This is a genomic window from Streptococcus oralis (genome assembly GCF_003944215.1).
Taxonomy (GTDB): Bacteria; Bacillota; Bacilli; order Lactobacillales; family Streptococcaceae; genus Streptococcus; species Streptococcus oralis_BI.
This window is the reverse complement of the sequence record NZ_RJVZ01000006.1, coordinates 42,563-55,463: the sequence shown is the minus strand read 5'-3', so window position 1 is coordinate 55,463 and position 12,901 is coordinate 42,563. Positions and strand designations below refer to the sequence as shown.

Here is a 12,901-nt window from a genome sequence, read left to right as displayed (position 1 = left end):
AATAATGCTAAAAAGGTGTGAAGATTAGATGGATAAGACTGTTTTTGAATCGTTTGAAGATTACTTAGAAGAAGCGAATTACCCTCAAGGAAAGAAAAAAATCATGCAGGCAGCAGTGGATCTCATATCAACTAGGAGTTACCATGGGACCTCAACTCTTCACATAGCTGAGCGTGCTGGACTAAGCCAGGCAACTTTGTTTAAGTATTTTAAGACGAAGGATGATCTACTGACGGCTATTTTACATCCTGTAGTCCCAAGCATTTTCGGTAGTTTTTTTGAGGAACTCTTAGCTTTTGAAACGACAGAAGAGAGGGTTCGTTATCTCGTCCACGATCGTATGAGCTATCTCAAAAAAAATCGTGCTTTGATGAAAATCATTCTGCAGGAGAGTTTTTCAAATAAGAAACTAAAAAATGAACAGATTTTTATCTGGAATGCTATTCAAGATAAACTTCGAGTGCTTCATAAGGAATTGCTAGCAGATCCACGTGTAAATCCAGAGATAACGATTCCTCAAATGGTTCGTATTTGTGTTGGTCCATTGTTGGCTTACTTCGCTCAACTTTATATCGTTAGCGACAACGGAGAAATAAAGGAAGAGGACCTAGACTTATTAGAAAAACAGATTTTGGGTGCTTTGTGGAAATAGAGTAGGCCTAGACAAAATGGAGGCTAGATTCTATTGGTTTGGCTTCTTGCACAAGATAATATAAAAGGGTATATATTGCCTGATGCAGATTCGTGCTTTTTTATTGTTGAATTTGCTATTTTGGTGATAGTTCTCAATCACTTTACTAAAACAGAAACCGACCTCTCCAGCAGAGCAACGATTTCTTAAATGTATGGAAGAGGAGTTTTCTGGCTTGCTAAAGACAACTCCTTGACACTCCGTCAGCTTTTGATACAATAGTACAAAATTAGAGGAGGTGGGCGATGATTCAGAAGCATGCGATTCCCATTTTAGAGTTTGATGACAATCCTCAGTCGGTCCTTATGCCAACACATGAGGAGTTAGACTTGAAGTTGCCAAAGAAGTGTATCTATGCATTTTTGGAGGAGGAGATTGACCGCTATGCGGGGGAAGTAGGGACGGACTGTATTGGTGAGTTCGTTTCTGCCACCAAGACCTATCCAGTCTATGTCATCAATTACAAGGGTGAAGAGATCTGTCTGGCCCAAGCGCCTGTTGGTTCTGCTCCAGCAGCCCAGTTTATGGATTGGTTGATTGGCTATGGTGTGGAGCAAATCATTTCCACTGGTACTTGTGGAGTCCTAGCCGATATAGAGGAAAATGCCTTTCTCGTCCCTGTTCGCGCTCTGCGAGATGAGGGAACCAGCTACCACTATGTAGCGCCTTCTCGTTATATGGAGATGCAGATTGAGGCTATCTCTGCCATTGAGCAAGTCTTGGAACAAAGAGGCATTCCTTACGAGGAGGTCATGACCTGGACGACAGATGGTTTTTACCGAGAGACGGCTGAAAAGGTTGCCTATCGCAAGGAAGAAGGCTGTGCTGTTGTGGAGATGGAGTGCTCTGCTCTTGCGGCAGTAGCTCAACTACGTGGGGTTGTCTGGGGAGAGCTGCTCTTTACCGCAGATTCCTTAGCAGATCTAGATAACTACGACAGTCGTGACTGGGGATCAGAAGCTTTTGATAAGGCACTCGAACTCTGTCTTGCCATTGTGCACCACATGTGAGTGTTCTTACTGTTTTTATGGTAGAATGTAGCTATGTTATTCAAATCTTTTTTGGAAAAAATCAAGACGACATTAGGGCGTTTATCGCCAGCCCGTCGCATCTTTTTAAGTTTTGCCCTAGTGATCTTCTTGGGCTCGCTCCTTTTAAGTCTCCCCTTTGTGCAAGCAGGAACGTCACAAGCGACCTACTTTGACCATCTCTTTACGACTGTGTCTATGGTCTGTGTGACAGGGCTCTTTACCCAGCCGGTAGCCTCTACTTACAATATCTGGGGTCAGTTGATCTGTATGATTTTGATCCAGATTGGTGGTTTGGGGCTCATGACCTTTATCGGAATCTTTTATATCCAAGGCAAGCAAAAGCTCAGTCTTCGTGGCCGTGAGACCATTCAAGAAAGTTTTGCTTATGGAGAAACCCAGTCTCTAAAGGATTTCATCCGTTCAATCTTTCTGACGACTTTTCTAGTGGAAGGGCTCGGTGCCTTTCTCTTGAGTTTCCGCTTTATTCCTGAATTTGGCTGGGGGCGAGGGATTTTAACCTCTATCTTTTTGGCTGTTTCAGCTTTCTGTAATGCTGGATTTGATAATTTTGGAAGTACGAGTTTGCTAGCCTTTCAAACGGACCCCTTGATTAATCTAGTGATTGCAGGCTTGATTATCACGGGTGGTCTAGGATTTATGGTCTGGTTTGATCTAGCGACCCAGTTTGGGAAAAAGAAAAAACGGCGCCTGCGTTTCCATACTAAGTTGGTTCTCTTTCTAACGGCGGGAATTTTGCTCTTTGGAACAGTATCGACTCTCTTAATTGAGTGGAACAATCCTGGGACGATTGGAAATCTTAGTTTTCCAGAAAAACTGTTGGTTAGTTTCTTCCAGACCGTCAGCATGAGAACGGCAGGCTTTGCTTCAATTGACTACACCCAGGCTCGACCAGTTACCTTACTGATCTACATCTTGCAGATGTTTCTGGGCGGGGCACCTGGAGGGACAGCAGGGGGGCTCAAGATTACGACCTTCTTTGTCTTGTTGGTCTTTGCTCGCAGTGAATTATTGGGCTTGCCTCATGCCAATGTAGCTCGGAGGACCATTGAACCCCGAACCGTGCAAAAATCTTTCAGTGTCTTTATTATCTTCTTGCTGACCTTCTTGCTGGGCTTGATTCTATTAGGGGTAACCGCAGAAGGAAATCCGCGCTTTATTTACCTCATGTTTGAGACCATTTCAGCACTTGCGACAGTTGGAGTGACGGCAAATTTAACACCAGAGCTAGGCAAGATAGCCCTCAGCATCGTTATGTTGCTGATGTTTATCGGCCGTATTGGTCCCTTGACACTACTGGTCAGTGTAGCGGAATACCAGCCAGACAAGAAAGATACGATTCACTATATGAAAGCAGATATCACCATTGGATAAGAAAGGAAGAACGATGTCAGATCGGACAATTGGAATTTTAGGCTTGGGAATTTTTGGGAGCAGTGTTTTGGCTGCTCTTGCCAAGCATCATATGAATATCATTGCTATTGATGACCACGAGGAGCGCATTAATCAATTTGAACCAGTGTTGGCGCGTGGAGTAGTTGGAGATATCACGGATGAAGAACTCCTTCTATCAGCGGGGATTGACACCTGTGATACCGTAGTCGTCGCAACGGGTGAAAATCTAGAGTCCAGTGTTCTCTCGGTTATGCACTGCAAGAGTCTAGGAGTACCGACCGTTATTGCCAAGGTCAAAAGCCATACAGCTAAAAAAGTTCTAGAAAAAATCGGGGCAGACGCAGTCATCTCACCAGAGTTTGAGATGGGGCGCTCATTGGCACAGACCATCCTCTTTCATAACAGTGTAGACGTCTTTCAGCTGGATAAGAATGTTTCGATTGTCGAGATGAAAAACCCCCAATCATGGGTAGGTAAAAGCCTCAGTCAGTTAGATTTACGTGGGCGATACAACCTCAACGTACTTGGTTTTCGTGCCTACGAAAATGCTCCTCTGGATGTCCAATTCGGACCTAATGACCTCTTGCAGGAAGACACCTACATCATGGCGGTGATCAATAACCAACATCTGGATACCCTAGCTGAACTGAGTGAGTAGGAGAGGAAGGGTACTCTCTTTCCAAATAATTAACGAGTCAATATAAGTATTTTATAAGAGGGATTTAAGAAAAATTTTAACTTTTTCTTAATCCTTTTTAATTTTAGGAGATTATACTAGAGTCATCAAAAAAAGAAAACTCTAAGGAGAATCCTATGAAATTCAATCCAAATCAGAGATATACTCGTTGGTCTATTCGCCGTCTCAGTGTCGGTGTTGCTTCGGTTGTTGTGGCTAGTGGCTTCTTTGTCCTAGTTGGTCAACCAAGTTCTGCACGTGCTGATGTCGTCAATCCGACTCCTGCCCAAGTCGTGCCAGACGCTGCTTCGGTGAGTGAAAAGAGCGATTTACCAGCAGAGGTTCTCAAAAAAGCAGTTGATGTAGCTCTTCCTTCAGAACAGTCTGTTCCAACACCTAAAGCAAGTGTGGATACGACAAGCTCTTCAGAAAAAGCGGACGCAACTGCTAAAGAGCCTGCAGTAGCGCCAAAAGAAGAAGTGCAAGCACAACCTGACTCTAAGAAACAAACAGAAGATGCAGTTAAACCTGCGGAAAGTCCTGCGTCTACAGTTTCTGGACAAGACCGTGAAGCTAGTGAAGCTCAACCAGCGACCACCCCAGCTGAAGTGCAAAAAGGTGTGGCTGACAACACCAAAGACACAGTAGATGTCCCAGCTACTTACTTGGACAAGGCTAACTTCCCTGGTCCCTTCACAGCTGGTGTCAATCAAGTCATTCCATACGAATTCTTCGCTGGTGATGGCATGTTAACTCGTCTTATCTTGAAAGCATCTGATAAGGCTCCATGGTCAGACAACGGAACAGCTAAAAATCCCGCCCTTCCACCAGTAGAGAAATTGGGCAAAGGCCTTTACTTCTACGAAGTGGATTTAGCAGGTACCCAAGGAAAATCAGATAAAGAGCTGCTTGACCTCTTGAAACAAAATGGAACTCAAAGCTATAAGGCAACCATCAAGGTGTACGGTGCAAAAGACGGCAAGCCTGACTTAACTAATCTGGTAGCGACTAAAGATTTGACTGTTAATTTGAATGGTTTGACCACACCAGCTGAAGTGCAAAAAGGTGTAGCTGACAATACCAAAGATACAGTAGATGTCCCAGCTTCTTACTTGGATAGAGCTAATTTTCCAGGACCATTTACAGCTGGTGTCAACCAAGTCATTCCATACGAAGCTTTTGGTGGAGATGGTATGTTGACTCGCCTCTTGTTAAAAGCCTCAGACAAAGCCCCATGGTCAGACAACGGAACAGCTAAAAATCCAGCTCTATTGCCACTTGAAGGCTTGGCTAAAGGTCAATATTTCTACGAAGTGGATTTGAATGGCAATACGGTTGGCAAAGATGGTCAGGCCTTGCTGGATCAACTTCGAGCTAACGGAACACATACGTATCTAGCTACTGTTAAAGTCTATGGTTCTAAAGATGGCAAACCTGATTTGACTAATCTGATTGCTACTCGTCAAGTAACGATTCAGCTTCGTGGAAAAGAAATGGCGACAACACCATCTCAATCAGGTCAGATGAATACGAAGCCTTCTGAAACAGGCTCTACAGGTACGACTGAGGGTATGATGGGTACAAATCACCATATGTCAGATATGAAAGTAGATCAACCAGCTTCTAGCCCAATGGCTAATATGATGAAAAAAGATGATAAAGCGATGCTACCAAATACTGGGGAAGCTAAAACGGCTACAGCAGGCCTTGGTATCTTTGGTCTAGCCTTGGCAGGTCTTGTTGGACTTTTGGGTTTGACAACCAAACGAGAAGATTAAGATTCAAATCATTTAAACATTAGAGAAAATAGTGTTATACTAAAGCAAGTATAACACTGTTTTTATCGAAGGAGTGTCAGATGAAAAAGACAATTTTGCTGGTTGATGATGAAATAGATATTCTAGATATTCAACACCGCTATCTTATACAGGCGGGTTACGACGTTTTGGTCGCCCATGATGGCAAGGAGGGATTAGAGCTTTTCAGAAAAAAATCTATCGACCTCATTATCACAGATATCATGATGCCCAATATGGACGGGTATGATTTTATCAGTGAAGTTCAGTATATCGCTCCGGATCAACCCTTCCTCTTTACAACTGCTAAGACAAGCGAACAGGATAAGATTTATGGATTAAGTTTGGGGGCAGATGATTTTATAGTCAAACCCTTTAGCCCACGCGAATTGGTTTTAAGAGTGAATAATATCTTGCGTCGCCTTAGCCGTGGAGGAGAGACAGAACAGATCGAGTTTGGTGACTTAGTGATCAACCATGTGACTCATGAGGTTCGCATTGGGGAGCAACCTTTGGAATTGACAGTAAAATCCTTTGAACTTCTATGGATATTAGCCAGCAATCCCGAGAGAGTCTTTTCAAAGACGGAACTTTATGAGAAGGTATGGCAAGAGGACTATGTGGATGATACCAATACACTCAATGTTCATATCCATGCTTTGAGGCAAGAGTTGACCAAGTATACGAATTCAAATGCTCCTGCTATCAAAACTGTCTGGGGTTTGGGTTATAAGATGGAAAGACCAAGAGGTAGAAAATGAAATTAAAAAACTATATTTTAGTGGGGTATCTAGTGTCGACTCTACTAACGATTTTGGTCGTTTTCTGGGCAGTCCAACGAATGTTGATTGAGAAAAGTGAAGTTTACTTTCTCGTTGGAATAACCTTGATTGCTAGTTTCATTGGCGCTGCAGTGAGCATCTTTCTTTTGTCGCCTGTGTTCTCTTCTCTGAAACATTTGAAAAAACAAGCTCAGGATATAGCAAGCAAGGATTTCAGCACAGAAATCGAAACCAAAGGACCATTAGAATTTCAAGAGCTGGGCCAGGCTTTTAATGACATGTCTCACAATTTGCAAGCTACCTTTCAATCACTTGATGAGAGCGAGCAAGAAAAGAGAATGATGATTGCGCAGCTCTCTCACGATATTAAAACTCCCATTACCTCCATTCAGGTTACTGTGGAGGGAATTCTAGATGGAGTGATCAAGGAAGAGGAGCGGCTCCACTACTTAACCACGATTGGTCGGCAAACCGAGCGTCTAAACAAGCTAGTGGAGGAATTGGATGTTTTGACTCTTAACACACAACCTCAAGAAACTGCTGATGAGGAAGTCGAAGAGGTCTTTTTAGATCAGTTGCTGATTGAGTCAATGAGTGAATTTCAACTCCAGATTGAACAAGAGGAGCGAGATGTTTACATTCAAGTGTCACCTGAGTCGGCGAAAATCAAGAGCCATTCTGACAAACTTTCTCGTATTCTGGTCAATTTGTTAAACAATGCCTTTAAATATTCAGAACCAGGAACCAGAATCGAGGTTCTTGCCCAATTAACAGAACAAGAGCTGACAATCAGTGTGAAAGACGAGGGTCAGGGGATCCTTCCTGAAGATTTGGAAAAGATCTTTAAACGACTTTATCGTGTAGAAACTTCGCGCAATATGAAGACGGGTGGACATGGATTAGGACTTGCGATTGCACGCGAACTAGCCCATCAGCTTGGTGGCGAAATCACAGCAGAAAGTCAATATGGCTTAGGAAGCAAGTTTACATTCAGCCTCAATTTGAAATAAAGCCGTAAAATCCCTTTACAAATCTAGCTTTTCATGGTACAATAGCCTTTGTGTGAAATAGCAGCAGGAAAGCATGAAGCTCGTCAACAGGTGTCTTATGACAAGTAACCTTGGCTGTTTAGGCGAAGGGCATCTGCACGAATCAGGGCTTTCTAAGTGACTATTTCCGCCAAATATTATTTATATCAGGAGGACATACATATGTCACGTTATACAGGACCATCTTGGAAACAAGCTCGTCGCCTTGGCCTTTCACTTACAGGTACAGGTAAAGAATTGGCACGTCGTAACTACGTACCAGGACAACACGGACCAAACAACCGTTCTAAATTGTCAGAATACGGTTTGCAATTGGCTGAAAAACAAAAACTTCGTTTCACTTACGGTGTAGGTGAAAAACAATTCCGTAACTTGTTCGTACAAGCTACTAAGATCAAAGGCGGAATCCTAGGTTTCAACTTCATGCTTCTTTTGGAACGTCGTTTGGATAACGTTGTTTACCGTCTTGGCCTTGCGACTACTCGTCGTCAAGCTCGTCAATTCGTAAACCACGGTCACATCCTTGTGGACGGAAAACGCGTTGATATCCCATCATACCGTGTAACTCCAGGTCAAGTGATCTCAGTTCGTGAAAAATCATTGAAAGTTCCAGCAATCCTTGAAGCAGTAGAAGCTACTCTTGGACGTCCAGCATTCGTATCATTCGATGCTGAAAAATTGGAAGGTTCATTGACTCGCTTGCCAGAACGCGACGAAATCAACCCAGAAATCAACGAAGCACTTGTCGTTGAATTCTACAACAAGATGCTTTAATTTTAAGAAATATCTTACAGAAAGCCTACAACAGTGGGCTTTTTGCTTTGTCTTAAAAGGTTGATTTCTGGGTTTGCTTAGATATTTGCTAGATTGATTTCATTGCTGCTTCAAAGAATGAGACGGCTTTTTTTGCGTTCTCTTTTGAGAGGTAAAAAGAAGCGTGACCCTCCCACAGCTATAGAGCTTTTAGGCGGGAAAACCACACTTCTTTCTTGAATTAATTTTACATCATTTTGACTTAAAAAACAAATAGAGGCGTCCCACCTCCTACCGCAGAAAGATCTGTTTCAAGGGGAGATGGAAAACCTCTATTCGTTAATTTAATTATAGCCTAAAAAACTTTTAAATACAAGGCTATTGAGATAGTAAGGGGGAAAAAAGAAGTAACCATCATTCCGACCACATAGTAGACAGGGGGGAACAAGATTACTTCCTTTATTTACTTAAGTATACAACATTTTTACAAGAAAGCAAAGTAGCAGGTTAGTCTAATGGGGTGCTTGTTGTACTTTAGCAAGTAAGGTGTGCTATAATGCTTTTAACAGGAACTAAAAGCCATTAGTAAATAACTAATATTGGGTCATATTGTTCCGATGTTAGAGAGAAGGAACTTAATGAAATTATGGGAATATGTTGATAAAAATGTTCGCCTTATTTTAGAAGATGGGACCTCCATCAAGGGTAGGGTGGTTGATTGGTTTGACGGTTATGATTTAGATGGTCCTGACGAAATAGTTATAGGTGATCGCTCATATCCTGAAGATATTATCAAGAAAATCAAAATTATTAGTGCTTAGTTCAACCTAGGCGATTTTATCGACTAACTATAAAAAGTATAAGAACTATCGAAAAAATAGCAGAGAGGAAAATAAATGAGTAAACAGCTTTGGAAGTATCTTCGATCAAGGGTTCAGATAGTCACTAATTGCGATAAGATAATCAAGGGACGTGTCATAGACTTTGTTGACGAAATGGACAATGATGAGCAAGATGAAATCACTATTCTCATTGCTAATCCTAGTCCAGATGAAGCTACTGAAATTTCTCTCTTTGAGAGTGAGATTGTCTCGATTAAAACAATCTCATAGGACTTAGAACAATCTAGGTGCTTTTACCTGCCTTATTTGAAAGAAAACACTATGGAAAAGGATTTAGTTTATATGGCAATATTAGATGATTTACAAGAGTTATATGACAATGGTTGGGATGCCTCTTTTGATTATAATGGTCAAGTATGTGGGATTTTTCCTAATTCTGTTCATGATATTGTAGTGGTGATTGGAGATAAGGAATACCAGGTATCATCATTCATTGATCTGATTTCTCTAAAAATTGACGATAACACTTTAGTAGAAATTATGGATGGAATTGAAGTGCAGTATTATTAAAATAAAAATCATCTTTGATGAATGAACTGCACCCCAAAAATTAGATTTTGTCTGTTAAATTTTTGGAACGTAGCTCAATATGCTACAACGTTCTTATTAGGAGGGGAAGGGTAATGGGTTATAGTCAACAAGTATTAGACATGCTCCAGCAAACAGTCAGTGGTCAGATTGATAATTTTTGGGATTTTTCCTTTACGTTTAACGCTCTTTTTGGAGAAGATGCGGAATTTTCCGAGGCTTGGGATAATGAAAACTCTGAAATGTTTGACGCTCTCAATGACTTTGAGTTGATGATATTTTTAGAGGAACATGATCCAAGCGACAAACAAGGTTTTATCGATTTCTTAACACCTTACTACGAAAAAGCAAAGCAATTAGCCAATATTGAAAGGAATATTTAAATGACACTCTGGAAATTTAACCGTACAGATGTAATTATCACGTTAAAAAATGGCGCGGTAGTTAGAGGATTTGTAGAAGACTATTGTGACGCCTCTGACAATGACGAGGAGATTGACTCCTTGCTGGTAGATGTTGATGGAACTCTTTATGAATATTTTGAAGATGAAATCGTCAGCATCATAGAAAGCTAGTAGTGGGAATAGAATCTAAGGAAAAAATCTTGTTTGTTGAGATTGTTTTAGTTGGGATGGTCCTATATGAAAAAGGATGAAATTAAAAAATATTTAGACAAAGATCTTGAATTTAATTATAATAGCCGAGGTGCTTGCTTTTTATCGAGTATATGTGTAGTTGGTTATGATTATGAAGGTCAGCAGTTTGATACAATTGATGAAGCTATGGAAGCTAAAGTATTTGACGGGAAAAGCTTAGTAGATATATGGGATGAAGTTTTTCCACAAGTTTTTTAAAATGAAAAGCACCTTTGATGAACTGCACCCCAAAAGTTAGATTTTTTCTGTCTAACTTTTGGGGTGCAGTTCAAATGTATGAGATATTTTTAGTTTTGATTTAATTTCGATATTTTTCCGGAAAATACTTATTTTTCGGAAAGTCAAGATTTTGTTATTATTTATGATATACTGGTACCGTAATTATATCCTTACAGAGGTTAAGTAAGGGTTTCAGTACACGTCAATAGATGTCAAAATATTGATTTTAAGCGATTTTTGATTTTTGGAAACTCATTATATCGCACTACAAATCAATAAAAACTCTACCTTTTACTCTACCTTTTTTAGATAAATATATCATCTGGATATTGAAGTTAAGCCCTGCTATCATTTCGATGGCAGGGCTTTTTAATGTTTGGGACACTACCTTCTTATCTATANTTTGATGGAGCTGAAGTTGACATCTACAAAGTTTAATGTTAAAATNCATTCAAAAATATATTTGAATGAGGTGNTTTATGNTTCAAAATGTTGTTACTTCAATAATCCTGTATTCTGGGACAGCCGTAGACTTACTTATTATCCTAATGTTATTTTTTGCCAAAAGAAAAAGCAGAAAAGACATCATTAACATCTATTTAGGACAATTTCTAGGCTCTGTTAGTCTAATATTGCTAAGTTTACTTTTTGCATTTGTCTTAAATTATATTCCTAGTAAAGAGATTTTAGGTTTGCTCGGTTTGATTCCAATTTTCCTAGGNCTCAAAGTTTTGCTTTTAGGAGATTCTGATGGAGAAGCTATTGCAAAAGATGGTTTGCGCAAAGATAATAAAAACCTGATTTTTCTAGTCGCTATGATTACTTTTGCAAGTTGTGGTGCTGACAATATTGGTGTTTTTGTCCCATATTTTATTACCTTAAATTTAGCGAATTTGATAGTGGCTTTACTTACCTTTCTAGTCATGATTTATCTCTTGGTTTTTTCTGCCCAAAAATTGGCACAAGTCCCTTCTGTTGGAGAAACTTTGGAAAAATATAGCAGATGGTTTATTGCCGTTGTTTATTTAGGANTGGGGATGTATATNCTGATTGAAAACAACAGCTTTNACATGCTAAGGACTGTGTTCGGCTAGGAGAAAAAATTATGAAAAAAGATAGTATCTGCCAAGTGAATATTATAAATCANCAAAATGTTACAACCGNAACGAACTACCTTGAAAAGGAAAAAGTCCAAAAATCACTTCGNATTTTATCAAANTTTACCGATAATAAACAGATAAATATCATCTTTTATCTCCTTGCNGTNGAAGAACTCTGTGTCTGNGATATAGCCTGTTTACTAAATCTCAGTATGGCATCTGCCTCCNACCATCTTCGTAAACTAGCCAATCAAAACATCTTGGANACTAGAAGAGAGGGGAAAATTATATATTATTTTATAAAAGATGAGGAAATCANAGANTTTTTTAATCAACTAGGATAACAACTATTTTTACTACTTTNNCATGATTATATATAGGACTTATCTATGAAATTTTTTGATNAAAATTACTCACATGAAAGACTACTCGTANCAAATNTTTAAGAAAAAAGTATAATTTAAAGCAAANCGACCTAGGTAATGCAGNTCAAGTTAGCCAAGTTNAAAAGGGAGNAATNTGAAAGAAAATGTATCTTTGATAGTAGTCATTTATTGTGAAATATGATATATTTATTAATTAGATGGATGAATANTTCTANAGTTAAATATAGCATAATAGGGACAGACTTTTTGGTTTATTTTTGTTTGTAGTCGGATTATGAAAGAATATCCAATATTATGCGATAAGATAGAATGTTACAAAAAAGAAAGGGGATGCAATCCGATGAAGAAAGACAGATTAATTGTATTGACAGATGCTGTTCTAGCAATTATTATGACCATCTTGATTTTAGAGTTAGAAAAACCAACAACACCAAGTCTTGAAGCTTTTTGGGATTTACGGCAAAATTTCTTTGCTTGTTTTCTTTCCTTTTTCTGGTTGGGATCGTTATGGATGGCACTAAACACATTATGGGAAAAGGTTGAGAAAATTTCCTCAGAAATTATTTGGTGGAATTTGTTTCTACTCTTGGAGCGGCAGGAGTTCTCTTTGGAGAATTTCATGCCATCCAAGATACCAGTCTGAATGATGTGGTGGACCGGATCTATATAAATGTCAAGGATTTACCGTTTCAGTCCTTGGGAGCTTTAGCTAATATCCTGTCTGATGTTAAGAAGGGACTGATTCAAGACAGTCATATCTGGTCTTTCTTCCAGTCATTTTTCAAACAATATCAGTTGATAATCAGCTTAAATCAGATCTATCAGTTTGTCTATCTTTCTCTGATGGAGATCATGTCCTATCTTCACTTTGATTATTGGAAAAAACGGCTCGGTCAGGAGCTAGTATGAATAAGGAGAA

General features: G+C 39.6%; 19 protein-coding genes. 18 read left to right on the top strand and 1 reads right to left on the bottom strand.

What is annotated here, in order from left to right:
• The first annotated feature begins 28 nt into the window (after window positions 1–28).
• The 14 genes from D8804_RS04605 (at window position 29) to D8804_RS04535 (ending at window position 10,475) form a co-directional block, all read left to right on the top strand.
• Window positions 29–652 (top strand): TetR/AcrR family transcriptional regulator, encoded by a 624-nt coding sequence (locus D8804_RS04605; protein WP_000361929.1) that lies wholly within the window; start codon window positions 29–31, stop codon window positions 650–652.
• A 284-nt stretch (window positions 653–936) separates the two neighbouring features.
• Complete coding sequence (locus D8804_RS04595; RefSeq protein ID WP_000615031.1) at window positions 937–1,701, top strand: nucleoside phosphorylase; 765 nt, start codon at window positions 937–939, stop codon at window positions 1,699–1,701.
• 33 nt (window positions 1,702–1,734) lie between these two features.
• Window positions 1,735–3,114 (top strand): TrkH family potassium uptake protein, encoded by a 1,380-nt coding sequence (locus D8804_RS04590; protein WP_000897930.1) that lies wholly within the window; start codon window positions 1,735–1,737, stop codon window positions 3,112–3,114.
• A gap of 13 nt (window positions 3,115–3,127) precedes the next feature.
• Window positions 3,128–3,793 (top strand): potassium channel family protein, encoded by a 666-nt coding sequence (locus tag D8804_RS04585; RefSeq protein WP_125398982.1) that lies wholly within the window; start codon window positions 3,128–3,130, stop codon window positions 3,791–3,793.
• Between the two features lie 155 nt (window positions 3,794–3,948).
• A complete protein-coding gene (locus D8804_RS04580; protein ID WP_125398981.1) occupies window positions 3,949–5,589 on the top strand; it encodes an SSURE domain-containing protein in 1,641 nt (546 codons plus the stop codon).
• Window positions 5,590–5,669: 80 nt separating this feature from the next.
• Window positions 5,670–6,368: a response regulator transcription factor gene (locus D8804_RS04575; RefSeq protein WP_084921511.1), complete on the top strand. Its 699-nt coding sequence runs from the start codon at window positions 5,670–5,672 to the stop codon at window positions 6,366–6,368.
• Entirely contained in the window at window positions 6,365–7,399 is a 1,035-nt protein-coding gene (locus D8804_RS04570; RefSeq protein WP_000769384.1) for a sensor histidine kinase, read from the top strand. Before D8804_RS04575 ends, D8804_RS04570 begins: the two co-directional genes overlap by 4 nt.
• A 201-nt stretch (window positions 7,400–7,600) precedes the next feature.
• Window positions 7,601–8,212 carry a 30S ribosomal protein S4 gene (gene rpsD / locus D8804_RS04565; protein WP_000092756.1) on the top strand — a complete coding sequence of 204 codons (612 nt, stop codon included), beginning with the start codon at window positions 7,601–7,603 and terminating at the stop codon, window positions 8,210–8,212.
• A 617-nt stretch (window positions 8,213–8,829) separates the two neighbouring features.
• On the top strand, window positions 8,830–9,012 hold the full coding sequence (locus tag D8804_RS04560) for a hypothetical protein (protein ID WP_000780387.1): 183 nt from the start codon (window positions 8,830–8,832) through the stop codon (window positions 9,010–9,012).
• Between the two features lie 75 nt (window positions 9,013–9,087).
• A complete protein-coding gene (locus D8804_RS04555) occupies window positions 9,088–9,303 on the top strand; it encodes a hypothetical protein (protein ID WP_000043341.1) in 216 nt (71 codons plus the stop codon).
• Between the two features lie 72 nt (window positions 9,304–9,375).
• Window positions 9,376–9,603 carry a hypothetical protein gene (locus D8804_RS04550; RefSeq protein WP_009013763.1) on the top strand — a complete coding sequence of 76 codons (228 nt, stop codon included), beginning with the start codon at window positions 9,376–9,378 and terminating at the stop codon, window positions 9,601–9,603.
• Window positions 9,604–9,716: 113 nt separating this feature from the next.
• The gene (locus tag D8804_RS04545) at window positions 9,717–10,004 is read left to right on the top strand and encodes a hypothetical protein (protein ID WP_000542381.1); all 288 of its coding nucleotides are present in this window, start codon (window positions 9,717–9,719) and stop codon (window positions 10,002–10,004) included.
• Window positions 10,005–10,196: a hypothetical protein gene (locus D8804_RS04540; RefSeq protein WP_000177340.1), complete on the top strand. Its 192-nt coding sequence runs from the start codon at window positions 10,005–10,007 to the stop codon at window positions 10,194–10,196. It begins immediately after the preceding gene.
• Between the two features lie 66 nt (window positions 10,197–10,262).
• Window positions 10,263–10,475: a hypothetical protein gene (locus D8804_RS04535; RefSeq protein ID WP_000710706.1), complete on the top strand. Its 213-nt coding sequence runs from the start codon at window positions 10,263–10,265 to the stop codon at window positions 10,473–10,475.
• Window positions 10,476–10,761: 286 nt separating this feature from the next.
• Here the strand turns inward: D8804_RS04535 and D8804_RS10200 are convergent, their stop codons facing one another.
• Complete coding sequence (locus D8804_RS10200) at window positions 10,762–10,947, bottom strand: FanG protein (RefSeq protein ID WP_125398980.1); 186 nt, start codon at window positions 10,945–10,947, stop codon at window positions 10,762–10,764.
• A 28-nt stretch (window positions 10,948–10,975) separates the two neighbouring features.
• Here D8804_RS10200 and D8804_RS04525 point away from each other — a divergent pair, with 28 nt between their 5' ends.
• The 4 genes from D8804_RS04525 (at window position 10,976) to D8804_RS04510 (ending at window position 12,891) form a co-directional block, all read left to right on the top strand.
• The gene (locus tag D8804_RS04525; protein ID WP_125398979.1) at window positions 10,976–11,590 is read left to right on the top strand and encodes a CadD family cadmium resistance transporter; all 615 of its coding nucleotides are present in this window, start codon (window positions 10,976–10,978) and stop codon (window positions 11,588–11,590) included.
• Window positions 11,591–11,601: 11 nt separating this feature from the next.
• Window positions 11,602–11,940, top strand: a complete 339-nt coding sequence (gene cadX, locus D8804_RS04520) for a Cd(II)/Zn(II)-sensing metalloregulatory transcriptional regulator CadX (protein WP_125398978.1) — start codon at window positions 11,602–11,604, stop codon at window positions 11,938–11,940.
• A gap of 382 nt (window positions 11,941–12,322) precedes the next feature.
• Window positions 12,323–12,625, top strand: a complete 303-nt coding sequence (locus D8804_RS04515; protein WP_004240734.1) for a TMEM175 family protein — start codon at window positions 12,323–12,325, stop codon at window positions 12,623–12,625.
• On the top strand, window positions 12,550–12,891 hold the full coding sequence (locus D8804_RS04510) for a hypothetical protein (protein WP_000397556.1): 342 nt from the start codon (window positions 12,550–12,552) through the stop codon (window positions 12,889–12,891). Before D8804_RS04515 ends, D8804_RS04510 begins: the two co-directional genes overlap by 76 nt.
• The last annotated feature ends 10 nt before the right edge of the window (window positions 12,892–12,901 follow it).

Bases quoted from the DNA above. Each gene is read 5' to 3' on its own strand.
- D8804_RS04605 (WP_000361929.1), top strand. From the start codon at position 29: ATGGATAAGACTGTTTTTGAATCGTTTGAAGATTACTTAGAAGAAGCG.
- D8804_RS04595 (WP_000615031.1), top strand. From the start codon at position 937: ATGATTCAGAAGCATGCGATTCCCATTTTAGAGTTTGATGACAATCCT.
- D8804_RS04590 (WP_000897930.1), top strand. From the start codon at position 1,735: ATGTTATTCAAATCTTTTTTGGAAAAAATCAAGACGACATTAGGGCGT.
- D8804_RS04585 (WP_125398982.1), top strand. From the start codon at position 3,128: ATGTCAGATCGGACAATTGGAATTTTAGGCTTGGGAATTTTTGGGAGC.
- D8804_RS04580 (WP_125398981.1), top strand. From the start codon at position 3,949: ATGAAATTCAATCCAAATCAGAGATATACTCGTTGGTCTATTCGCCGT.
- D8804_RS04575 (WP_084921511.1), top strand. From the start codon at position 5,670: ATGAAAAAGACAATTTTGCTGGTTGATGATGAAATAGATATTCTAGAT.
- D8804_RS04570 (WP_000769384.1), top strand. From the start codon at position 6,365: ATGAAATTAAAAAACTATATTTTAGTGGGGTATCTAGTGTCGACTCTA.
- rpsD (WP_000092756.1), top strand. From the start codon at position 7,601: ATGTCACGTTATACAGGACCATCTTGGAAACAAGCTCGTCGCCTTGGC.
- D8804_RS04560 (WP_000780387.1), top strand. From the start codon at position 8,830: ATGAAATTATGGGAATATGTTGATAAAAATGTTCGCCTTATTTTAGAA.
- D8804_RS04555 (WP_000043341.1), top strand. From the start codon at position 9,088: ATGAGTAAACAGCTTTGGAAGTATCTTCGATCAAGGGTTCAGATAGTC.
- D8804_RS04550 (WP_009013763.1), top strand. From the start codon at position 9,376: ATGGCAATATTAGATGATTTACAAGAGTTATATGACAATGGTTGGGAT.
- D8804_RS04545 (WP_000542381.1), top strand. From the start codon at position 9,717: ATGGGTTATAGTCAACAAGTATTAGACATGCTCCAGCAAACAGTCAGT.
- D8804_RS04540 (WP_000177340.1), top strand. From the start codon at position 10,005: ATGACACTCTGGAAATTTAACCGTACAGATGTAATTATCACGTTAAAA.
- D8804_RS04535 (WP_000710706.1), top strand. From the start codon at position 10,263: ATGAAAAAGGATGAAATTAAAAAATATTTAGACAAAGATCTTGAATTT.
- D8804_RS04515 (WP_004240734.1), top strand. From the start codon at position 12,323: ATGAAGAAAGACAGATTAATTGTATTGACAGATGCTGTTCTAGCAATT.